Below are 22,971 nucleotides of genomic sequence, written 5' to 3'. Positions count from 1 at the left end.
ATGAAGACTTTTACGAACTTACTAAAAGTAGAATTTAAGCGTATTTTCTCAAATGGTGTCCTGATGGCCATCTTTTTTGCTGCGCCCATAGGCTACGGTATTATTTTCGGTTATGTATATCAGCAGGCTAAAGTCCTCGATTTACCGATTGTTATTGTCGACCAGGACCAAAGTCCTACCACCGACATGATCATTGATGCTTTTGTGGATAACGAAGGTCTATTGGTCAAGGATGTGCGTTTAACCCCAGGCAATTTATTAGAAGAAATGCCACTTGAGCAATATGCTGCTGTCGTAACGCTTCCTGTCGGTTTTGAAGGCGATGTTTTGCAAAAAAGACATCCTGAAATTCGGGTGGACCTCAATATGGCCAACATTCTTAACGCTAATACGGCCAGCAATAATATCAATACGGTCTTGATGACTTTAAATGCGGGTATGGAAATCGACGGACTCAAAAAGCAGGGCATGCACCCTGATCAGGCCAAAGCATCTTATGAGACTTTTAAGATCAACTTCAACAAACTCTATAATTCGGCCGGAAACTACGTCAACTTCATGCTCCCGGGCATCTTGGCAGCCATTATGCAACAAATTATTTTTTTAGCGGTGGCTTTAGCATTTTCGAGGGATTTTGAAGATGGTTATTTTGCCAATCTTGTCGCAAAAAAGAAATCGGCTTTATATTTGATTTTCTTAAAGGCAACGCCATTCTTAATCATGTTGCCATTTATTTGGTTCGTGATTGCTATGTACTTCCCGTATTTTAAGATTACTGCAGATATTTTCAATTTCCCAATGTTGGTATTGACCCTATTGTTGACATTAGCCTCGATGATGATCGGGATGTTGTTTTCCGTAGCCATTCCAAACCAGTTAAAAGCCACCGAATTACTGATGGTTATCTCTACGCCTGCATTTATTTTGAGCGGATTTACCTGGCCAACAGAAGCTATTCCTGGTTGGATTACGGGTGTGGCGCAATTCATTCCAGTGACCCAATTCTTGAGTGGCTTTAGAAGAATTGCTTTTTATGGTGGTGATTTGGCATCCATCGCATCAGAGACCAAAATATTATTGGGGATTACGGTAGTTGCTTTTATTGCGATGCTGTTATTATTGCAATTCAAGGTAAATAAAACGGCTAAGAAGCAAACTGTTGTTGTGGAAGGATAGATTTGTAAGCATTGATTTGGGTAGGAAATAACAACCTTTTTGCATATTTAAAACCTGGCTGGCGCGAGCGTCCCGCTCGTACCAGCAATAATATAGTTCATGCCTCCCTGAAAAAATTAAATTTCCACATCTCAAATCAAGCATACCACAAAATTCTTTACTAAATTCCCAGCCTTTAAATCTTGAAACTCACTGATACCGTCAAAAATGAATAAATATTCCCTAATCATAATATGCCTAGTCATCACGCTAATCAGTTCCTGTGCTCCAAAGCAAGAAAAAACAATCGCCATCGGAGTGATGCTCACACTTCCTGAGGATATTTACGACCAGTCCGTTCAGTTAAACCAAGCGATATTGGAAAAACACTCTGACAATATCACTTTGGACGACCATCACATTCCGCACATCACCTTATTGCAGTGTTATATTAAGGAAAGTGATTTGTCCAAAATTGAACAAGCATTAACTGGACTCTATAAAACCATAGAAAACGACATTCTTTGGGCTGATGAACTGCAATACGCCAAGGATAAGAACGAGAGTTTTGCGTCCATTGGCATTAAAAGAAGTCGGGCGCTAATGGCACTTCACGAACAAACCATCACACTTTTAGAACCTTATATAACTCCTGACGGTTCCCAAGAATCGTATATACAAAATTCAGATGGGACACCCATAGATGATTTTACTTTGGCATACGTACCCAAGTTTGTGAGTGATCATAGTTATGAGCATTACAATCCACACATCAGCTTGGGCGTGGCAAAGGTTCCATTGTTGGATAGTTTGGCACAACATAATTTTAAAGCTACAAAGTTTCAGGCTGCAGCGATTGGGGTTTACCAATTGGGCGCTTTCGGAACGGCTCAAAAACGTATTTGGGAATCGGAGTAAAATGGCAAATAGCCTATAAGCTTTTGAACCATATTTTAACAAAGTGCGAACCACCTCGCCTGCCCGACGGCGAGGAGAGTCTTCTGCTTCTTTTCTGAAGTAGAAGCCACTTCTCCTTTAAAAGTAGGGGAATTAATGAATCACGTTAGAACGAATAAAGTCGTTCCTTTCTACATTGAGCTTGTTTGAAATGTAAATCATGATAAACCAATCTGATTCGTGACATGAACAGTTATTATTTAGTTAACATGAATCTGTGATAATCCGTGCAATTCGTGTCTAAAAAACGCAGACTGCAAGCCTTCTACATTCGTGAAATGAATTGTTCTTATTTAATCCGTTTTCAGAAGACGAATGGATTCGTGAGAATCCGTAAAATTCGTGTCTCAAAACTTTAGGTTTACCTCTCCTAAACCATTATTTTTGCACACTTAATTATCAAGAATCTCAAATAAGAGGTAGCAACCTGCAGTAACGAGCAAGGTGCTAAAGCGATAAGCCAAATACTTTGGAAAAAACGTTATCCTTTCTAAGTATTTGCCGTTACTCTCTTATTTCGATTCTGCAACAACAGACTTATGACCAGTATTAAGCCAAGCTTTAAGGCGTTATTGCCCTTTTTCGTATTTGTCCTCACCTTTCTGGGTGTTGGTATTGTTCAAGAGGATTTCTATGCACTCCCCGCCCCTATTGCCGTAATCGCAGGGATTATTGTAGCCTTTCTTCTGTTTAAACAACCTATAAACACTAAGATCAAAACTTTGCTGGAAGGCTGTGGTGATCCAAAAATTCTCACTATGTGCTTGATTTATTTGCTTGCTGGTGCTTTTGCCGCCGTCACGAATGCCACCGGAAGTGTGGATGCCATTGTGCATTTGGGAATGGACCTGATCAATAACCAATACATTTATGTTGGCATCTTTGTGATTGCCGCTTTTTTATCGGTGTCAACAGGTACCTCCGTTGGATCAATAGTTGCTTTGGCACCTATTGTGGTTGGATTTGCAGATACGGGCAGTTTCTCTCTGGCCATTCTCTGTGGCGCCTTATTGAGTGGTGCTATGTTTGGAGATAACCTTTCCATTATTTCAGATACGACCATTGCGGCAACACAGACTATGGGGGTTAAAATGAGCGATAAGTTTAAAGCCAATATCAAAATAGCCGTCCCGGCAGCACTTATAACTAGTGCCATCCTTGTTTTTGAAGGCTTGCGTTTAGACGCCCATGTTGAAGAAACGGTCGATTATAGCTATTCCGTACTAAAAATAGCACCATATCTTATCGTTATTATATTATCTGTCATCGGACTTGATGTTTTTGTCACCTTGGTGCTGGGTATCATTTCTGCAGGGGTTTTAGGGCTGTTCTATGCCGATTTCTCCCTCATTGAGTTCACGCAACTTATCTATGTGGGTTTTACGGACATGACCGAGATTTTTCTGCTTTCCTTATTGACAGGAGGTTTGGCTGCGTTGGTTGCTTACAATGGTGGGATAGACTATATTTTGACCAAGATAAAAGCCTTGATTAGAAGTAAGAAGACCGCCCAATTCGGCATTGGCGCGCTGGTATCAAGCATCAATGTTGCCATTGCCAATAACACCGTGGCCATCATTATATCAGGATCTATTGCAAGAAACATTAACGACCAGTATCGTTTGGAGAATAAACAAACCGCCTCAATTTTAGATATTTTCGCTTGTATCACACAGGGACTGCTACCTTATGGCGCGCAAGTGTTAATGATCTTAAGTTTTGCACAGGGCCAGATCTCCTATTTTGATTTGATTGCGAACTCTTGGTATCTCGGCTTGCTCTTGGTGTCTACCATCTTATTTATTGGACTCAAACGGGAAGTTAATAGCTAATAATGTGGTAGTTTTTTGTATTGTAAGTACGGGCTTTCTATTGATTGAAAGTCTGTGACATCTGCTAAGCTACAATCGGGTTTGTAGAAAAGATTGTAACTATATTGCCACGTTTCTGTGTGAAAATGAACCCTGTTGGTGCGAGCTTCCGCTCGTATCCTGCCGTTCCAAATCCATCAGGTTTAAGTATCCAATTAATCCAACACAACCACTTCCGTTTCTAAAATCCATTTTCCATCAACCTCAGCACTGCGCGTAACAGTGATTTTATTGCGTCCTGATTTTTTGAAAACGTCAATCAGCTTAAGGTTTTTATGGACGGTAGTGTTGATTACAATAGGTTCGGTGAGCATTTTACCATTGGTGGCATCAAAAACATAGAGGGTCTTAGATGTGGGTTTAATGTCCCAAAAGCCAATTTCATCGGCACCGTCGCTATTCAGATCTTTAAGATTTTCTAACTGCGATTGGTACGCCCCTTCGATGACAATATCTTCCAAGTTTTTGTTATTAAAAACAATGACGCTATGGCATCCATCAGCACATTCTACCGTTCCATCTACAGTTGAAGTCACTTCAGGAGAGATGACCGTGGCATAGTCTGAGAGGCCATCACCATCAAAATCGCCAAACAGTTGTCTTCTATTGCTCAGAATGCGTATGTTTTCACGAGCCTTTGGAAAGATAGGCGCATCAAGATTGTCGGAATGTTCTGCAACACCTTCACGTAAGATTCTGAACACACCGTTTTTCATGGTTACCGTAAGATACGATTCGTAATCTGCCTCAATACCGTCATAACTAACGTGTTTAATGAAGGTTACCAAGTATTTACCCGCCTCTTTTGTGATATCAATCTCGTCGTTTAGAATGTTTTGTCTGTAGTCTGGAAATTGTTCAAACAACAAATTTTTGTCGCGCTGAACTTGGACTCGGCTGAGTTGTTTTCCGTAGTAATTGACCACATCCATATAGTCACGCGCTAAGTAAGCCGACTTTAGTTCTGTATGAGAGTCGTTCCATTGTTCCACAAATTTACGCACCGCTCTTTCGTCTTTAGAATTGACCTCGTTGCATCCAAATAATAGAACGACAAGTAGGCAGGACATAAAATATTTCATAAATCGTATGGGATTTTAGCTTCATTAGGAACGCTAAAGATACAAGATTTTTTATTCACATGACGTGTTATCTGCGGTTCTAAAGTTGAGAATTTGTTCAAAGAAGCTATCGAAATGTCTCATGAGTTTACAACTCTTGATTGGTTTAGTAACAGGCGTATTGGACACTCTCGGCGGCAAAATGCCATCTACCAATTGAACATAAGCCTTTTTAGGAATTATTTAATTCGTTCTGTTCATTTTATCTTTAAAATTTTTCAATTTTATTTCATCTGCATCAATGATGAAAAGGTCTGATTTTTAGAATAGAGCAGTAATTCCACCAACTATTGCATCAAGCGCACCTCCACTAATTAAACCGAACAATGCTTTATCAGTAGCTGAAAAAGAAAGGAGGCCTTCGTCATCATCTCCAAATAATAAGCCCGTTAAAGCCCCTGTTCCAATATTATGACCGTCCGAACGTTTAGTTTTAATTTTTCCTATTTCATTTAAAAGAATTGTCACCATGTCTTCTTTAAAAACAATTTCATAGGCGTTGTGGATACTGACTCTAACTTGCCTTTATTTATTTTTTTACTTTCTAAATTATAAATTCGAACAAAAGTGTTGTTATATACTTCACTTTGGGCAGAAAGGTGATATGATATAAAGAGAGCGATTATAACGATGATATATTTCATGTTTGCATTTATTATAGATTATAAGTCTTTGGGGTCTACGCGTATTTTCATATAGTAAATTGTGCTTTCCAAAATTAAATAATTAAAAAAAGTAATCCTTTAAAATAATCTAAGTCCTTTAAAATTCCGTTTAAGCTCCTTTATTATAGGTGAGACAATTTTGGTACAATCTCCTCGATTATAAAAATTTGTCAAAGTGATCCATTTGTGATGTACTCATAAGAATGTAATTGCCACAAACTAAGTGTGATAGAAAAATATTAAAAAAGGCACGAGCGGAATGCTCGTGCCTTCGGGGACTTATTTAATAGATTATTTATAGAACAAACTAAGATTAAATAGTCATTAGCAAGTTTAATCTTGATAATAACGTTGGTGCAGCTCCTTGATTTTCTTTAGCATTTCGCCTTGTCCCGGTCCTTTTATAACCGCATTTTTCATGATGTCCTTAGCAGGAACAAATTCAATAGGTGCTGGCCCTACCCCCATGTCACTTAACCATGTTCCCAATTGTTCTGCGGAATGCAAAAAATAGAGAGAACCAATCTCTGCCCAACCGTGAGCTCCGGCACACATCGGACAATGTTCTCCTGTGGTATACATAATTGCCTCACGTCGTTCTTCAAGACTTAAATTCTCCATCGCCCATACGGCAAGTTCAATTTCTGGATGCGCCAATACATTTTTTTCGTTGATGCGATTTCTAGCTTCTGCTATAATTTCATTATCGGCATTGACTAGAATAGATCCGAATGGCTGATCGCCTGCATCCAAAGCTTCCTCTGCGAGCATCAGGCATCGTTGTAAAAACTTTAAGTCTGTTGCTGTATATACGGGATCCGAGTTTGTACTGTTTTGAGACATCATAGTTTGTGTTTTATTTGTTAGCTTAATCTGTTGACTGTGAGATTGTCCAAATACAACTGCACTTGTTAATATCAGTCCTAATGTTAATGTGAGTAATTTCATAATTTTTATATTTAATTTATACCTTAAAAATTTATTGGTCGTCGCTTTATAAATACCGAAAGGCCAGTGTTCAATTATAGATGTTTTTCACCTCTAATAGCATTGCATCCAATTGCGATCTATCATAAACCTTTGTTTTCTTTATCAGATAGTCAATAGTTTTTGTGGCCTTGATATCTTCCAGAGGATTGCTGTTCAGGATCAATAAATCGGCTATTTTTCCTTCGGTGACACTTCCGTATTTATCCGTAAGTCCAAAGTATTTAGGTCCATTGACAACCGAAGTTTGAAGCACTTCTAAAGGGGTTAGACCAGCTTTTTGATAAATCTCAAGCTCGTCGTGCAAAGCAAAGCCTGGATAAATATAAGAATTTAAAAAACCTGCATCGGTTCCGGCAATAATCATCATACCAGATGCATTGATTATTGGGATTAAAGTTACCAGATTTTTGTAGTTTTCGTGCCGTGCTTCTATAGCTTCTGCCGATGCCGCTTTCGCTCTATTGACTCGTCCTTGGTACGTTTTTATAATACCTGGTCCAATATATTGCAGCTCTGGGTCATCACTATGATCATCTTCATCCCAATAGGAAATTATTCTATTGCCAATTAAAGTGGGTACAATGGCTGTTCCATTTTCAGCCAATTGCTTATATTTATTTAAAGCCGTTGCTTCATCAAAACTTTGATTCATTAGAGCATTTGCAGTTCTATAATCTATCTCCCCATTTTTATGTTTTTCAATAATCTCCAATTCATTGGCTGCGCCTGCTTTCAACATATATCCCATATGCTCTATGGTGGTCAGACCAGCCTTTGATACGTCATTAATTGGTAATGCAAAAGGGATGTGGCCCGAAGTTTTATAACCTCGCTGGGTTGCTTTTTGAACACTTTTCAGGAACAGTTCAGGCGACAGGGCATTGTCCGTTATTTTCACAAAATCTACCTGAAGCTCATCTAAGGAATCCAAAGCAGAACTCAATTCCTCCTCGTTTTCAATTTCTATATCACCCGGCCAGATTGAGTTTTTACCTTCTATTTTCGGTCCTGAGGTAAAAATGCTTGGTCCTATTAGTTCTCCTTTTTCGATTTGTCGGCGCCATTTCAGGACACTGGGACTAATATCAGCGGCGCAATCTCTTATAGTAGTCACACCATTTGCCAAATAGAGAGGCAACATATTTTTATTTTCGCTGATTAGGGAGTCCGCCCCAAAATGCATGTGCATATCCCATAAACCGGGAATTACATATTTATCCTTAGCAATAACCGTCTTACCTGCCGTCCAATTTATTGATTGATCCATGGCAGCTATTTTCGCAATGGTGTCGGCATTGATCCCTATGCTTTGATTTTCAATAAGAGCTCCTGTGTTAGTATTGACAATATGAACATCCTTTATAAGGATATCAAACTTAAGAGAGTCTCCTTCCTTTTTGCAGGCTGTTAATAGCATACTACTTATTATAATTAAATATAGTATTTTCATTGGTTTTTATATTTTTATTTGGCACCAGCTTTTTCTAAAATAGCAACAATCTCCTTATACCCACTTTTTTTTGCATGCTGAAGCGGACTAATTCCATTCTTGTCTGGAATGTTGACATCACAGCCAGCATTCATCAATAGTTGAACAATATGTGTATGCGTTTTACCACCGTTACCCAAAACAATGGCTTCCATTAGTGCCGTCCAGGTCAAATTATTGATATGGTCTATAGGATAGTCTTCAATTTTCAGTAATTCCTTCACAACTTCGGTATAGCCCCTTTCACAGGCAGGAATCAAGGCTGTACCACCATAGCGATTCAATAACATATGGTCAACCTTACCAGTGGCGAGACAGGCTTTAAGAATTTCTAAATGTCCTCTAGCTCCGGCATGAAGGAATGGACTTTCCAAACGATCATCTTGTGCATTGACATCAGCACCGGCCTTAATTAGCAGTTTGGCTGCATGGACGTGATTCTCATAAGTTGCCACCATTAAAGCAGTGCGTTGATGAGCATCCTTGGCATCAATGGCAACACCTTGTTTTATTAAGTGTCGAAGTTTAGTAGTATCATTATTTTTGGCGGCTTTGATAAGTTCCATTTCCAATGTATTATTAGTTTTTTGTGCACAAACGCTTACGAGACTGAATAATGCGAAATAAAATACAACACTAATAGTTTTCATAGTTGACATATTTCTTAGTTATTTATTATTAGTGCAAATATCATATAGCAATTGTTAAAAAACATTGATATAGGTCAACGTTTTAAAGTTTAAGCTTTGTTCTGCTCAAGGTTGAGGGTGACATTCCTAGATAAGACGCAGCCAGTTTATTAGATACACGTAGCAAAAATTGAGGTTGCATTTTTATAAGTAACCGGACCCGTTCTAATGCTGTATAGCCTTGATAACTATATATTCTGAATTGATTGTTTATAAAGCTGAATTCGAGGATCTTTCTATAAATGCGTTCAAAATCGTGATACTCATCAACCAATTTGTAAAAGTCTTTTCTGGTGATGACCAATAATCGCGAAGGTTCAATGGCTTGTAAATATTCGTTGGTAGGTTGCTGATCTATAAAACTGGGCAAAGCTGTACAAAAGATGTTTTCAAAAGCGAAAAAACGTGACAGCTCTACCCCTTCAGAATTAATGGAAAATATTCTAACAGCACCTTCGACAATAAAATAAAAATGGTTGCTGACCGCATTACAGTCTATTAGAATCTCTTTACGCTTGGCATTTTTCTCAACAAAATGACTTAGAATATGCGCAATTTCTTTATCTGAAAGTGATGATTTTTGGTTGAGGTAATTGCGAAGTGTCGAGAACATAAAAAGGTGCTTGTTTAAAATAATCGTTTAGTGAAGCATAAAGATAGAAAAGTTTATAATTACATGATGCTATCAGGGCTTTCCGATACCATGCATGAAGGTATCATTTCTTTCTAAGGAATTAGGATGAGTAAAGCTTTTCCACTCCCCACTTATGAAGCTTTGATCCTGTCATTTACCCATATAGTCAAAGACTAAGGCTTTGATGCGAATGTTCTTTTAAATCCTATAAACATCCATAAATCTCGCGCTTGGTTTTTAACAAGACTTTAGTACTATCATGCCCGAGTTGTTAATTAACAGAACCTTATAAAGCATAGTTTTCAATCGTTCTTAAAAACTTGTATGTTAGGAAGTCAGAACAAATTATAATAATCAATAAAAATCTATAACGAATGGAATTAAAGTTCGACTACAAAAAAGTCTATGCTCCTTATATTAATGGAGAGTTTTTAGAAACGGACGATCAGAAGGTTATTGACACCATCAACCCCTATAACAACAAAGTTTTAGCTAAGGTACGTTTAGCGAGTCCTGCAAACCTACAAACCGCATTGGAAAGTGCTGAAAAAGCTCAAAAGGATTGGGGCAAAACAACTGCTAAAGAGCGTGAAGCCATCCTTTTAAAAGCTGCTGATATTGCTGAAAGACGACGCACTGAGTTGGCTAAAGCCTTGATTGACGAAGGCGGAAATGTGTTCGGAAAAGCCATGTATGAAGTCGATTATATTATAAGTACTTTTAGAATTGCCGCTGGACAAACACGACAAATCCGTGGAGAAACCATGCCAGCTGAAGAACCAAACCGAATTTCATTTACCTACAGAATGCCCTTAGGTGTCGTGGTAGGTATCGGTCCGTTTAATGCGCCCCTGTTGCTAAACAGTAAAAAACTGGCACCTGCTATTGCGGCCGGAAATAGCTTTATTTTAAAACCTTCCCCTTACACCCCTATTATTGCCTTGCTCTTTGCAGAAATATTCCATGAAGCTGGGTTGCCTAAAGGGGTACTCAGTGTGATTCCTACTGCTGATGAAGACTTGGGAGATACGCTTTTTTCAGATCCACGTACAAAACTGATCACCTTTACCGGATCAGCCAAAGTGGGTAATAAATTGCAAGCCCTTGCTGGTAAATTCCAAAAGCGTTTTGTTCCAGAGCTTGGAGGAAAAAGCCCATTGGTAATTCTTAAAGATGCCGACCTCGATTATGCTGTACGTTCGGCTGCATTTGGTATCTTCTTCAACCAAAGCCAGGTATGTATGGCCAACTCAAGAATTATTGTGGAAGCGCCTATTTATGACGACTTTATTGAAGCGTTTATAGAACACGTCAAAACCATTAAAGTAGGCGATCCTAATGAAAAAGATACTGCAGTAGGACCACTTATTTCTAAAAATGCCATAAAAACGATTGAGAAACATATTGATGACGCAGTAGAAAAAGGAGCGAAATTGCACGTCGGTGGACATGTGGAGAACCAAATGTGGAGCCCATCTGTACTTACCGATGTAACTACAGACATGTTGGTGTCAGACGATGAAACTTTTGCGCCATTAGTATCTGTTTACCGTGCCAAGGATTACGAAGATGCCGTTAAATTATCTAACGACACGTATTACGGATTATCGTCTGGAATTATAACCAACGATTTGCAGAAGGCATTTGATTTTTCGCTAAGAATTGAAGCTGGTTCCGTACATATTAACGATAACTCTTTTGATGACGACCCTAATGCGCCATTTGGAGGTTTTAAAGGTAGTGGTCATGGGAAAGAAAATGGGCAATACTCCATTGAGGATATGACCCAACTAAAATGGGTAACCGTGCAATTGGGCGAGCGTCCATTACCGTTCTAAGAACTTGAGAATCTGATTAAATATTGTAAAAGCAAACCCTCTTTATGAGGGTTTTGTTTTTTAGGGAGTCGAACAATTTTAGTTTAATCAGCTTTAAAACTTTGAAAATATGCTATTGCATACTCATTTTGTAGGGTCCTTAAGTGAGGCGTATTGCATAATGGGTGTTCTTGACACATCTTTCCTGTCATCACTTCCTCCAAATCGCGGACATTAAACGTTATTTTAAAATCAAAAACCTATGGGGCTATCCAGCAAGGTATGCATAAGGAATTGTTTTTTCTATCGAGGTAAGCCTCGGGATATTAAACCGCACTGGTGGGAATAAAAGCAATTTTTTTAAGCTTTGCCATTTCATTTTAAAAGCCTAAGTGTTCTTTATAGTGGTTTTATATCGCTCAATTCCATTTTCGTTTCATCATATTTAAGCCGAGAAGTACACACGTCAATCCATTCAATTTATATATGAGCTGTTTTATTAAAGTCATCCTAATAAATGGTTGGGGATCAACTATTTTAAATTGTTCGGTACCGTTTCTGGAGATTTTATAGGAAAGTGGCATTTCTTCATCTGCTGGAATATAGAAGTTTCCATTTTTAAAATCGACCTATATTGAGGTGGTATGTTCAAATAATCATCTCAGTTCGGCATGTTATTATCAATACCGTTGCAATTGATTAATAAGGTTTATCATATTCTTCAAATCTAAATGCTTTTATAGCATCTAAATCATATTTATGCACTTTTAAAATAACACGCTTGCCAGTAAGACACCCACACCCCAAACAGTCCTGTGCTGTTCCTTTAGCATCAATCTTCAGATGGGAGATGACAATATTTTCTGACGCAAAAAAGTTGGTTATTATGGCAGCTAATTCACTGTTATCTTCTACAGCCTCCCACGGGTCACTACAATAGGTCTGATGGTATATAACAGTAACAGCGTTTGATGCATTATCATCCGTTGAGCAACCTAAAGCGGTTAAGCCAATGAATAAAATGAATAGGAGGTTTTTCATGACAATGTGTTCTCTGTAAGGATAAGCGAAGTGCGGGTTTCCGAAGATGTTATTTTGATTTTATCCAAAATTTTAATGCTTAACACCATGTTCAATTCAGAAATAAATCTCGCATTGCGCTTATATGATGTTGCTCACAATTATTAGTCTACTTATTGAATCTGTATTACTTTATCAATCCAGTCCGCTGAGTTGTTCAATTTTATATCTGGTGGTATTCCGATGTACTCATACTGGCTGTATTCGTTCTTATCTTTCTTAGTTGATAAAACTACCTTATATTTTGAACAATTTGTATTTGTAGAAAAAGATCGATTTCCGTACCCGTATGCGAGCATTCCACTTGAGTTTTCCCCTACTAAAATAGTTCTTTTATCCTTTTTTAATGCTAACGTAGTTAATTCAGCAGCGCTTGCCGTTTTAAAATTAATCAAAACATAAATTCTTTTTATAGCTTTATTCTTTTTTAATGATTTGATTAATGGTTTTGCTTGATTTTCTGCACCGCCACCATTATTCCGTAGATCTATTATAAGGTTTTCTTTAGTTAGTTTGTTTAAAGTATTTCCGTAAAACTCATTGGCTTCTTCAATCAGGGTATTGGTTCTACTTAAGGTCTTGATGCCGACATAATCAAACTCCGGATTTATTGATCGATATGTGAAGTTATCTTGATGATTTTTGTTGAAAAAGTATTTGTTTTCTTTATTCCAAAAGGTAGAGTGAATTCTGCCGTCTAAGATTTCAATATTCTTTTGATAAAGCAATAGTCCATTTTGGAAATATTCGAAAATCTCAAATAATTCCTTAGTTGTTTTTTTGATTTTCATTCTTATTTTACCTTCTGTCCATTCCTGTGAATCGGATTTTAAGGTGATTCCGAACCAAATACTGTCATTTTCTTTTTGTATTAAAATTTTATCGCTTCCAGCATAATAAATACCTGAAACTTTATCCTTACTTTTTAGGGTAGTATCGATTGCTTTTGGATAGGTAGGGACATTTAAAGATATTTTATCGGGGACGACATAAACTTGATTATGTCTGTCGTTGACAAATGAAATGAATTTTTGCAAATAGCCCACACAAAAAAAGTCACTCAAATCGTCATTTTCTATTTCTCTTTTTATGTCTTCTTTCCATGTTTCTAAATCAGATTCTTTACCTCTCTTCTTAATTTGTGTTTTATAACTTTTGGAGTTTTCAATCAGTTTGGACATATCATCAAGTTCACTGATGCAGTCACAATTTTTTTCTTGGCTAAAAATTAAATTTACTGTAAGAAGTAATAATAAAGTCAAACTCGTTCTAATCATATTAATTTTTTAAGGATTTTTTCTTAGTTGTGGGCAGTTTTACATATAGCAGCACCAATAATGCTCATATCTCCCGCAATTTGCCAATTGGAGTAGCTTTGATTATATAATTGTATCATTATAAATTTTCACCCTTCAATCTACCAACTTTCCCAAACCTTTCCAATAAGCAGATCTACTATTTATTGGATTGCGGTGACTGATAGTATTGGTAAGTACGCGCACAATATGCGCTCCAGTAAGTCAATCTGAATTTCTTTTTATAATTTTCACGATACGGTTAATGATTATTTCCGATAAATTCCACTCATAGCCATTAAAATCGGTTGTATTAATAAATTGTACCACCACGGTGTCGATATCCTGATGGTATTCTGCGAGACTCTGATAACCAGGAACGAGACCGCCGTGGTTATACTCGTAGGGATAAAGCTCCTGCTCCCCTTCTTCAAATACTGAACCATCGTTTAAGGCACGCAAGAATACACCAACATCTTCCGCTGTTGCCAACATGCCATTTTCATGAGTTTTATAATCTTCTGTATCACCAACATAGTAACCGCTCATAACATCGTCTAAGTTGACCTCTGAAAGTGAAAAATAAGTATGGTTAAGATCAAGTGGTATCAAAATTTTCTCCTTGATATAATCATGATGGCTATAGCCTAACACTTGATCAATGATCTTGCGAAGCAATAGATAATTCGTGTTTGAATATCCATAGCCCTTATCCGGTTTGAAACTGGCAGGTAAATCTAGGGCAAAGTCAAGGGCATGCTTTGCATTTTTTTGTTCATCTTCCCAAAAAGCGGGACTATCTGTATAGTTTGGAATACCACTTCTGTGCTGCACCATCATTTTTAAGGTGATATTTTCGGCATTTTCTATTCTGTTTATAAGTTCTGGAAAGTAATCTGCGAGTGTATCATCTAACGACAAACGATGTGCTTTGGCTAATTTAGTAATGGCAACTGCAGTATAGAGTTTGCTAATACTTGCAATTTTGAATAACGATTTCGGGTCGGCAGGTATTTTGTTTTTACGATCTTTCCAACCACCGGAATAAAGCGCTGCCGGCTTATCGGGTGCATCCACATAAACAATCATGCCTTCAAACCCATAATTTAAAGCTTCATCTACTTGCTCTTGTACCGTGTCTGGCAATGGTAAGATCCAAGCTTTTACTAAAATCCACGGTACAAACCATAAAGACCCAATGCTTGCAATTATAAAAATTATTCTTAGTATTTGTTTGATATTTTTTGACATCTGATATCTGGATGAGGTGTGTTCTGAAAAGTCTATTAGGTCCAAACTGCTTGTCAGTTCTGTATTTCAGACAGCCCTTTTTTTTTACTGTTTTTCCAGGTTTTAAGCAACTTCCATTAATTTTCAATGAATTTTACGATTTACAATATTTATAAATTCGCATCGTACTTTGTTGATTTTTGATCTAAAAATCCAAAAAAGAATTGATTTAGTACTGGTTTTTGATGTTTATCAACTGTTTACTATCGCATTTAGGTATATAAGCTGTGGTTTTTTTGGCAAGAACCTCTCTAAATAAAAGTTGGCCTTATAATATCTTATAGTATCTATACATAAGGTCAGTTTAAGTCAGAGCTTATTTACGTGTTTGTTGCCAAGTAGCTTTCTTGTCCAATATTTTATTCAGTTCAGTTTCTTTCTGAGTTCCAATTAGAAACTTTTTTCCATTCAGAAGCTCTATCGCCAACCCTTTATTTCCTTTCGTGTTATATACGGTTCCATATTTTGTTCCAAGTCGTATACCCCAACCTCCAACAAATCCATAATTCACGATTTCAGCATTTTTTATGTCTTTCCAATTTACTCGTTTTTTAAGAAAAGGGATGAAAGTCATTCGGATTTCGTTCTGATCAATTTCTGTTTTAAGTCGCATAAACCAAAACACTGCTATTAAACCAAAAATAAGCAAGCAAAAAACTATAAATATGAAGTCAGACATTGGGTCGTTTCCAAAACCATCTCCCACGATTAATTGATTATAAATACCAATAATCGGTAAAATACCGATGCCAATTAAAATCAGCCATAACCACCATTGTGTGAATTTTTGTTCTTCTTTAAATACCATTTCCATTAATTGTTCGGGTTTTTGTTGCGGTTATACACTATGTGGATCGGTGTTAGAACGCCATTAGGATATAAATTTACAATTTTATTGGAGTTTGTGAAATGCTTAGGGCTATGAATAGTGGGTTTTTATAAGTTTGTTTTATTGGAGAAATATAAGATTCTTTCTGAAGTGAGCGATTGTTTTTCTCGAGCGACGCAGTTGGAATATCTAACCTGACTGTTACTAACGTATCTGAGCCTAACACTAAAATTAGGTGGTAAAATATAGACGAAACCGCAAAGATGCTCTTAAGTAGAAGATAACCAGCAATTATTTTTACAAAGCGTAAAGCTCTTTTATTTCGGATATTAATTTATCAGGTTGATCAGTACTTATAATGTATTTTTTATTTTCGGTCAGTATTTTGACCATATTTTTTCTGTCCTTTACCAAACTGTATGAATTATCCATCGTACTTCCTACGAATCCAAAAACTCCTTTGCTTCCATAAGTCATTGTCAAGTTTGAATAGTTCAGTTTAGCAATTCCATTGATCTCATTTTTTGGAATTTTTATTTGACCAAAGTTCTTTTTTAATATTAAATAATCGTTATCAACAATGATTCTATCCAATGAGTTTGCATAAAAATAAATAGCAGTTCCAACAATCAGAATTGTCAATAAAAGACCACCAATTACTCCGTAATTACTGTCAGTTATAAAAAGAGATATAGGAATTAAAGCTAACAAAATCAAAGTGCCAATCGTAGCGATTTTGACAAACGCCGAACTTTTGCTTAAATAGATATTCATAATCGTATGGTTTTTGTTTCAAATGCTCTACAACGTTTAGTACAGAGAAGGTCTCTAAATAAGTTATGATCTTTCGGATTATCCAAAAGCCAAATCTTTTGCATTTTGTTCTATATTATTTCTGAAAGGCCAAATAAAAAGATATAAGGAACCCGCAAATACGCCTACAACATTGAGTTTAGTGCTTTCTTGCGCTGTTTTTTTTAAACATTGTTCTATGCTGTTCTACTTTCATTTTTGAATATTAGGTATGAATAAATTATTGGTATTATGATTATTATTCCTGTGATTGTTAAAAATATAGTAAAATTCATTCCCTTCGCTAAAATTAGACTTGATATTACCACAATTATTCCTCCTGCAAACCATAGTTTTCCACCTAATTGGTGAGTTTTTTTCCAAACTGTTTCATTTTCCAGAGTCCAAGGCGTTCTAATACCGATAAAATAATTTGCTTTAATTGTTTTAAAATAATTTCCAAAGATGATGTATAAAACCCCAACTAGCAATACGATGTAATTCGGATTAGCATATGTTTCATTTTTGGCTGTGTAAAGAATAAATAATGCTAAAATTGACATAAAAGTGGTTAGTATGAACTTTATAGTTTGAAGTTTATTTCCCATGTTATTCAATTTGTTTTTTGGGTCGATTTTTGGAACCACTAGAAAAATAATGTATACAAGTAGAGGTAATAAAATCGGAATGATAATTAATTCAATCTTTTCTCCATATCTATCTACTTCTCCTTTAATATTCCAATGCATAGGAACCTTTTCAGGTAATTGATTCCAGATATATGCCAAATATAAAAATGGTAATAGTACAATTCCAATTAGTGGTAATTCCTTTTTTAGTGTCATTGGTTTATTTTTTTAAGGTGAGTATCCAGTTTATTAAATCTTCTAATATGCTTGTGTTTAATGAATATTCTACAAATTGTCCTTTTTTCTCGCTAGTTATTAAATCTGCTCTTTTCAAAATATCAAGATGATGTGAAATACTTGGTTTGGAAATATTGAATTGTTCTGCAATTTCTCCAGCATTCATATCTTTCTTTTTTAATAACTCGACAATTTTTCGACGAGTTTCGTCATTAAGAGCTTTAAAAAGGGAATTCATTTAATTTAGTTATTTAGACAAATATCTAAATACTCTTTTAAATGACCAAATTTTTTTTCATATTGACATTCAACGCAGGTTCGCATAGGAGCTTCACCCGTTTAATATTAAACCTCCTTATTGGCGTTTGGAATAGTTCTTTAGAAAGTATTAGTAGTGTGTTTTTATAAGATTGTTTTATTGGAGAAAACATAAAGTTCCCTTCTAAAGTGAGCCATTTTTAATTGTCGAGGGACGCAATCCTTTCCATAGGAAAATCATGTCAAGGTTGATTTTTAAAGATAGGTATCATCTGGTGTGTGGAGCATGCTTATTATGTATCCGCCAAAGATTGAGCTTAAGCATACCATTCAATCTGTAAGGAGGCCTTGTCTTGCTATTAAACACATTTATAAATCTTAGTTCCTCTAGTGGTAATATAAGCACAAGGATAGTTACGATCCGTGCCCATGAGTGCCGCCCTACGCAAGACTCAAACGCCATTATTACCAATTGATCTTGGTTAAACACTCTTTCAAATCACGTAAAATTAAAATTGTCATTATCTTAATGTGCCTGGAAGAAAGAATTATTGGTAGTCAACAAGGTTATCAAGAAAGGACGGATCAACATTAACCACAAGGTTTTTGTATATAATTAGTGGCGTGTTTTAAGCACCTAATTTGGCAAATAAAAACCGAATAGAAAATCCGCGAGGATTTTTGTAAGTAAGCCAAAACCAGCCATTAATTATATACGGCAATAGTATTTTTGTTTATTATATTGATTAATTTTTCAATGTCAGATTCTATTATATGACTTAAATCAATCTCAATTTTATTTCCATACGTTTCTGTTATTATCAATTTTTTGTCATTCAATTCAGTTGATTTTATCTCTTTAAATTTTATGTTTTTCCCAAAGAACGATTTTATTCTGATTAAGATTCCTCTTTTATTCCATTGAACATAATTCTGATACCAGAACATTTGCGTACTAAATCCGAAAACTAATAGATATCCGATTGCGTTCAAATATTTATTCATTTTTGGGTTTGTAAATTCAATAAAATCAAAGGCTCCATTAATTATTAGAAATAACCCAATTAAAATTAGAGGTAATAAAATCAAACGACCTTTTTTATTTAAATTTCCAAAGTGTATTCGTTTCATTTTTATTTTTTTCGTGTGCTTGGGTATTATTGCCAACCGTATGGTATAAGCGGAGTAGCGGGATTTAAGCATTGACTTTTCGGTTTATAATGAACTTCAAATTTATAAAACCACTATTGGATAAACACTAACTCCGCTATTGCGTTTATACTCGTGTTGTGTGTAGTGCTTTTACGATTTATGTCAAGTTCATATTTTGATTTAGCAGTTCCACGTTGAAATTAATCTTGGCATTTAATGCTTTAAAAACCTTTAATATTGTATCAAATCGGGCGTCAGTCAAATTGTTTTCGATTTTCGAAATCTGTGCTTTTTGAACACCTACCAATTCTCCAAGTTGTGCTTGAGTCAAATTCCTTTCCTTTCTTGCTTGTTTGATTGCGTGTCCGATTAGGTCAAGTCGGAGTTCGTTCTCAAACGCATCTCTTTTTGGCGTACCTTCTTTTCCGATGTACTTGTCGGTCACTTCGTCCAAGCTATAAGTTTTCATTCCGTTATTTTTCATAATTTTATTTTTTAGCTTCAAAATATTGTTTCATTATCCGTTCGGTCTTCTCAATTTCCTTTTTCGGTGTCTTTTACAGTTTTCTTTTCAATTCCGTGGGTCGATATAACAACTGTTTGGGTTTTGTCTGTTTTGTCCCAAAATGCGAAAAGTCGATATTTGGTTTTATTGTGAAGAGTTCGGAATTCCCAAACGTTATCGTTCAGTTTCTTGAAAAGTTCATTATCATTAACAATCTGTGCTTTTCGCAGATTATAAATGATTTTATCACGAGCTTTTTCGTTCAGTGCGTCTAAAAACTCATTTACTTCTTCAAGTAACTCAACCTTAAATTTCTTGTTCATCCAATCCAATCTTTATACAAAGATAAATGTTTCCTAATTAGGAAACCAATTTAATTTGAAGCTGAATTTTTTGTGCATTACACAACTTATAAATAACAGCACCAATAGTGCTCACATCTGCCCCCAATGTGCCAATTGGACCAGCTATAATTAAATAATTGTATCATTATAAATTTGCAATCTCCAATCTACCACCTTTCCCTAAACTTTCCTATAAATAGAACTACGTATATTTAATCTATTCTATGGGCAATAGTGTCCGATAGTATTTGTGAGCACGAGCGGGACGCTCACGCCAGCAGGCAGAGTAATAGCAATAAATTATACACGGCTTACCAATAGTTTTTGTTTAGAAATATAAGTAAATTCGTTTTATTTTAAAAAACACATTGCAAAAACGTTATATATTGTAAAAATGTTATATATTGCAAAAATGTTATATATTTACAGTAACAAAAAATGAATGATTTATGAAGTATGGATAGTAAATCTTTGATAAAGATGCTAAAAAAAGATGGTTGGGAATTGAATAGAACAAGAGGTTCTCACCACGTTTTTACCCATCTAACAAAAGATGGAATAGTAGTTGTTCCTCACCCTAAAAAGGATATTCCGAAAGGAACAATAAGTTCAATTTTAAGACAAGCAGGGCTGAAGTAAAGTAAGCTCTACTTGTATCAAAGAATTTAAAATATTCATAATTTCAGGTTTTCTAAAAGAAAATCAAAATGTGTGCTCTTATGCACACAAACCGTACACAAACACGTTGACAGTAATTAAAAAAGAAGAAATGGGAATCAAGGTCAAAGTAGAAAGAACTACTGATGGGATTTATTGGGGTACAACTCAAAATATTCCAGGTGTAGTAACTGCTGATGGTAAAGATTTAATCACATTGAAAGAAAATTTACAAGAGGCATTAGAATTATATCTTGAAACAGCTCAAGATATTGATGATAAAAAAATCTTGAAATTGATGTCAGAAGGTATCAATTTAGAATATCAACTTGAATTGTCAGAGTTATTCAATAAACTTAAAGTTATTAATAAATCTGCATTTGCTAACAGAATTGGAATCAGTCCAAGTTTGCTAAGACAATATTCTACAAAAAAGGATATTTATATTTCAGAAGAAAGAGCAAAAAAGATTGAAAAAGAATTACATATATTAGGTCAAGAACTACAATCAATTAGGTTGTAAACTTTATATATCATTCATTTTTGTAAAGGTTATCTTAAATAGGTAACCTTTTTTTTATGTTCGTTGCTCAAATGCACAACGGTCAGGGCATCGAGTAGGCAAAGGGAGTTTCACCCTAAGCCTCTCACAGAACCGTGCTTGAAAGTCTCCCCTCACACGGCTCTTGTTGTACAAATCTAAGCAATACAATTTATTTGATTGAAGTTCCAATGATAAAACAGTGTTGGATATTGTTTCCTAACCTCTGCTAACCATTGGTACCCTTTCGAAATACTGGTTTTATATCGCTTATACCTTTTCCTTGCCCACCAAACCAATCTTTTACTGAGTAACCGAAAGACTTTTGTAAGTTCATACATCTTAAATTTACCATAGTACCGCACCCATCCCCTGATTATTGGATTAAGATATTGGGCTACTCCTACGATGCTTTTAAAAGTAAGTTTGTTTACGCCGAGCTCTTCTAGCTTGTCAGCGATTCGTTTTCTTGAACCAATACTTATGGCACAATCATACCCTAAAAACAGCTTCCTCTTTTTCTTAGAGAAGGCAGTCCTGGGCTGAAAAGAATATCCCAGGAAATCAAATTTGATTGTTGGGTATTTTTCTTTTCTTCTGTAGTCTCGGCAATAGACAATTTTTGTCTTTTGTGGATGTAATTCCAATCCTACCGAAGCCATTCTTTGATGCACTAGATTAAGTACTTTTTCTGCGTGGGCTTTTGTATTACAGTGTAGTATCACGTCATCGGCATAACGTGTGAAGACTACATTTTTATCTGTCCGTTCCAACCATTTGTCAAAAGCATAATGTAGAAAGAGGTTTGCCAGTAAAGGGCTGATCACTCCGCCCTGTGGCGTTCCTTTTCCTTGCTTTTGGATTCGTTTTCCAGATATTGTAATAACGGGTGCTTCCAGCCATCGTTTGATATAGAGTTTTACCCAGTTTTCGGGCACGTGTTTCTCTACGGCAAGCATCAGTTTGTTATGGTCAATATTATCGAAGAAACCTTTGATGTCCAAGTCAATGACCCAGTTTTGTTTCCAACAGTTTTCTCTTACCTTTGATAATGCCTGATGGGCATTTCTCTTTGGTCGATAGCCGAAAGAATTGGGACTGAATACTGCCTCTAATCTTGGTTCAACAAACATTTTGACCACCATTTGGCCAACTCTGTCGCTAATGGTAGGTATGCCTAATTTACGGATAGAACCGTCTTTCTTGGATATCTCTACTTCTTTGACAGGTGGTGGAAAATAACTCCCTGATGCCATACGATTCCAAAGTTTGTAAAGGTGTCTTCTGCGATCGGCATCAAATTCTTGCATATCTATCGCATCCACTCCAGCACTCCCTTTGTTGGAACGCACTTTTTGATAGGCCTCCCAAACCATTTGGCGGCTTATCGGTATTGATTTTGTTTCATTCCATAAATTCATCCTCACTTTTGTAAGTTGATTTGTAAAATGCAACTGTACAACTTAACCCCTTTGCTCCATTTCCATTACAGAAACTTCATCACTACTACGGGTTAATCTGTCTCTGCATACAACTTCGGTATTCTGCCTCTAAGTTGTTCTTATTGTGCATTTCCCTTGCCATTTGTATGCAGTTTCCCAAGTTCCGTAAATAAGCCTGAATAAAGTTCTTGCCATCTGAATGACGCCAGCCTTACAGAAAATAAATAGGTTTCCTCTGTAATTAATGTTATTGCTAACATTACTTTTCACTCCGTATCATACTTCGTAGCTTTTGACTGGGGATAGCAACTTCTCGACACCTCTTCGATGGTTCACTTTCGTTCAACTCCTTTATTCGTACCTGCTAATCTCTTTGGACTAGATTCTCCTAAACGCTCAGCACCACAACTGTTAATTGCAGCACCTTTAGGTGGTTTAGAGCCATCGCCTATACAACGACTCTGATGGACCTACCATCATCTTATTTACAGCATTCAACCTTTTATTGCCGTGGTTGATTCTTGGCACACTA

At 36.2% G+C, this 22,971-nt stretch carries 24 protein-coding genes and 1 riboswitch; of the genes, 6 read left to right on the top strand and 18 right to left on the bottom strand.

Annotated elements, in window-relative coordinates:
* The 3 genes from H3Z82_RS18650 to H3Z82_RS18640 all read left to right on the top strand — a co-directional run bounded on the left by H3Z82_RS18650 (window position 1) and on the right by H3Z82_RS18640 (window position 3,944).
* Complete coding sequence (locus H3Z82_RS18650) at window positions 1–1,176, top strand: ABC transporter permease (RefSeq protein WP_182207004.1); 1,176 nt, start codon at window positions 1–3, stop codon at window positions 1,174–1,176.
* 207 nt (window positions 1,177–1,383) lie between these two features.
* Entirely contained in the window at window positions 1,384–2,073 is a 690-nt protein-coding gene (locus H3Z82_RS18645; protein ID WP_182207003.1) for a hypothetical protein, read from the top strand.
* Window positions 2,074–2,503: 430 nt separating this feature from the next.
* Window positions 2,504–2,601, top strand: a riboswitch (SAM-I-IV-variant riboswitch).
* A gap of 50 nt (window positions 2,602–2,651) precedes the next feature.
* Window positions 2,652–3,944: a Na+/H+ antiporter NhaC family protein gene (locus H3Z82_RS18640; RefSeq protein ID WP_182207002.1), complete on the top strand. Its 1,293-nt coding sequence runs from the start codon at window positions 2,652–2,654 to the stop codon at window positions 3,942–3,944.
* 194 nt (window positions 3,945–4,138) lie between these two features.
* Here the strand turns inward: H3Z82_RS18640 and H3Z82_RS18635 are convergent, their stop codons facing one another.
* The 6 genes from H3Z82_RS18635 to H3Z82_RS18610 form a co-directional block, all read right to left on the bottom strand.
* Window positions 4,139–5,065: a hypothetical protein gene (locus tag H3Z82_RS18635; RefSeq protein WP_182207001.1), complete on the bottom strand. Its 927-nt coding sequence runs from the start codon at window positions 5,063–5,065 to the stop codon at window positions 4,139–4,141.
* A 300-nt stretch (window positions 5,066–5,365) separates the two neighbouring features.
* Window positions 5,366–5,575 (bottom strand): hypothetical protein, encoded by a 210-nt coding sequence (locus H3Z82_RS18630; protein ID WP_182207000.1) that lies wholly within the window; start codon window positions 5,573–5,575, stop codon window positions 5,366–5,368.
* A 527-nt stretch (window positions 5,576–6,102) separates the two neighbouring features.
* Entirely contained in the window at window positions 6,103–6,615 is a 513-nt protein-coding gene (locus H3Z82_RS18625) for a nucleoside deaminase (protein ID WP_235982496.1), read from the bottom strand.
* A gap of 172 nt (window positions 6,616–6,787) precedes the next feature.
* On the bottom strand, window positions 6,788–8,209 hold the full coding sequence (locus H3Z82_RS18620) for an amidohydrolase family protein (RefSeq protein ID WP_182206998.1): 1,422 nt from the start codon (window positions 8,207–8,209) through the stop codon (window positions 6,788–6,790).
* A 14-nt stretch (window positions 8,210–8,223) separates the two neighbouring features.
* Window positions 8,224–8,898, bottom strand: coding sequence for an ankyrin repeat domain-containing protein (locus tag H3Z82_RS18615; RefSeq protein WP_182206997.1), 675 nt, complete (start codon window positions 8,896–8,898; stop codon window positions 8,224–8,226).
* An 82-nt stretch (window positions 8,899–8,980) separates the two neighbouring features.
* Window positions 8,981–9,550 (bottom strand): Crp/Fnr family transcriptional regulator, encoded by a 570-nt coding sequence (locus tag H3Z82_RS18610; protein WP_182206996.1) that lies wholly within the window; start codon window positions 9,548–9,550, stop codon window positions 8,981–8,983.
* A 395-nt stretch (window positions 9,551–9,945) separates the two neighbouring features.
* Here H3Z82_RS18610 and H3Z82_RS18605 point away from each other — a divergent pair, with 395 nt between their 5' ends.
* A complete protein-coding gene (locus tag H3Z82_RS18605) occupies window positions 9,946–11,409 on the top strand; it encodes an aldehyde dehydrogenase family protein (protein WP_182206995.1) in 1,464 nt (487 codons plus the stop codon).
* 678 nt (window positions 11,410–12,087) lie between these two features.
* Here the strand turns inward: H3Z82_RS18605 and H3Z82_RS18600 are convergent.
* The 10 genes from H3Z82_RS18600 to H3Z82_RS18555 form a co-directional block, all read right to left on the bottom strand.
* Entirely contained in the window at window positions 12,088–12,429 is a 342-nt protein-coding gene (locus H3Z82_RS18600) for a hypothetical protein (protein WP_182206994.1), read from the bottom strand.
* A 152-nt stretch (window positions 12,430–12,581) separates the two neighbouring features.
* The gene (locus H3Z82_RS18595; RefSeq protein ID WP_182206993.1) at window positions 12,582–13,745 is read right to left on the bottom strand and encodes a S41 family peptidase; all 1,164 of its coding nucleotides are present in this window, start codon (window positions 13,743–13,745) and stop codon (window positions 12,582–12,584) included.
* A gap of 243 nt (window positions 13,746–13,988) precedes the next feature.
* Entirely contained in the window at window positions 13,989–15,014 is a 1,026-nt protein-coding gene (locus H3Z82_RS18590) for a serine hydrolase domain-containing protein (protein ID WP_182206992.1), read from the bottom strand.
* A gap of 355 nt (window positions 15,015–15,369) precedes the next feature.
* On the bottom strand, window positions 15,370–15,867 hold the full coding sequence (locus H3Z82_RS18585; protein WP_235982495.1) for a hypothetical protein: 498 nt from the start codon (window positions 15,865–15,867) through the stop codon (window positions 15,370–15,372).
* Between the two features lie 312 nt (window positions 15,868–16,179).
* Window positions 16,180–16,656 carry a PH domain-containing protein gene (locus tag H3Z82_RS18580; RefSeq protein ID WP_182206991.1) on the bottom strand — a complete coding sequence of 159 codons (477 nt, stop codon included), beginning with the start codon at window positions 16,654–16,656 and terminating at the stop codon, window positions 16,180–16,182.
* A 215-nt stretch (window positions 16,657–16,871) separates the two neighbouring features.
* Window positions 16,872–17,519 carry an SdpI family protein gene (locus H3Z82_RS18575; RefSeq protein ID WP_182206990.1) on the bottom strand — a complete coding sequence of 216 codons (648 nt, stop codon included), beginning with the start codon at window positions 17,517–17,519 and terminating at the stop codon, window positions 16,872–16,874.
* A 4-nt stretch (window positions 17,520–17,523) separates the two neighbouring features.
* Window positions 17,524–17,778, bottom strand: a complete 255-nt coding sequence (locus H3Z82_RS18570) for an autorepressor SdpR family transcription factor (RefSeq protein ID WP_182206989.1) — start codon at window positions 17,776–17,778, stop codon at window positions 17,524–17,526.
* A gap of 725 nt (window positions 17,779–18,503) precedes the next feature.
* The gene (locus tag H3Z82_RS18565; RefSeq protein ID WP_182206988.1) at window positions 18,504–18,929 is read right to left on the bottom strand and encodes a hypothetical protein; all 426 of its coding nucleotides are present in this window, start codon (window positions 18,927–18,929) and stop codon (window positions 18,504–18,506) included.
* Window positions 18,930–19,107: 178 nt separating this feature from the next.
* Window positions 19,108–19,419 (bottom strand): helix-turn-helix domain-containing protein, encoded by a 312-nt coding sequence (locus H3Z82_RS18560; protein ID WP_182207020.1) that lies wholly within the window; start codon window positions 19,417–19,419, stop codon window positions 19,108–19,110.
* Window positions 19,420–19,484: 65 nt separating this feature from the next.
* Window positions 19,485–19,778, bottom strand: coding sequence for a type II toxin-antitoxin system RelE/ParE family toxin (locus H3Z82_RS18555; RefSeq protein WP_394368122.1), 294 nt, complete (start codon window positions 19,776–19,778; stop codon window positions 19,485–19,487).
* 477 nt (window positions 19,779–20,255) lie between these two features.
* Between H3Z82_RS18555 and H3Z82_RS18550 the strand changes: the two genes are divergently transcribed.
* On the top strand, window positions 20,256–20,438 hold the full coding sequence (locus H3Z82_RS18550; RefSeq protein WP_182206987.1) for a type II toxin-antitoxin system HicA family toxin: 183 nt from the start codon (window positions 20,256–20,258) through the stop codon (window positions 20,436–20,438).
* Between the two features lie 130 nt (window positions 20,439–20,568).
* Window positions 20,569–20,979, top strand: a complete 411-nt coding sequence (locus H3Z82_RS18545; protein ID WP_182206986.1) for a type II toxin-antitoxin system HicB family antitoxin — start codon at window positions 20,569–20,571, stop codon at window positions 20,977–20,979.
* 176 nt (window positions 20,980–21,155) lie between these two features.
* Here the strand turns inward: H3Z82_RS18545 and ltrA are convergent, their stop codons facing one another.
* Together ltrA and H3Z82_RS18535 are read right to left on the bottom strand one after the other, a co-directional pair.
* The gene (ltrA, locus tag H3Z82_RS18540; protein ID WP_182202247.1) at window positions 21,156–22,418 is read right to left on the bottom strand and encodes a group II intron reverse transcriptase/maturase; all 1,263 of its coding nucleotides are present in this window, start codon (window positions 22,416–22,418) and stop codon (window positions 21,156–21,158) included.
* A 140-nt stretch (window positions 22,419–22,558) separates the two neighbouring features.
* Entirely contained in the window at window positions 22,559–22,699 is a 141-nt protein-coding gene (locus H3Z82_RS18535; RefSeq protein WP_182202246.1) for a hypothetical protein, read from the bottom strand.
* Between the last annotated feature and the right edge of the window lie 272 nt (window positions 22,700–22,971).

Source organism: Gelidibacter maritimus (genome assembly GCF_014062315.1).
Lineage (GTDB): Bacteria > Bacteroidota > Bacteroidia > Flavobacteriales > Flavobacteriaceae > Gelidibacter > Gelidibacter maritimus.
Note: the sequence above shows the minus strand (reverse complement) of the source record. Positions and strands in the feature narration are given on the sequence as shown.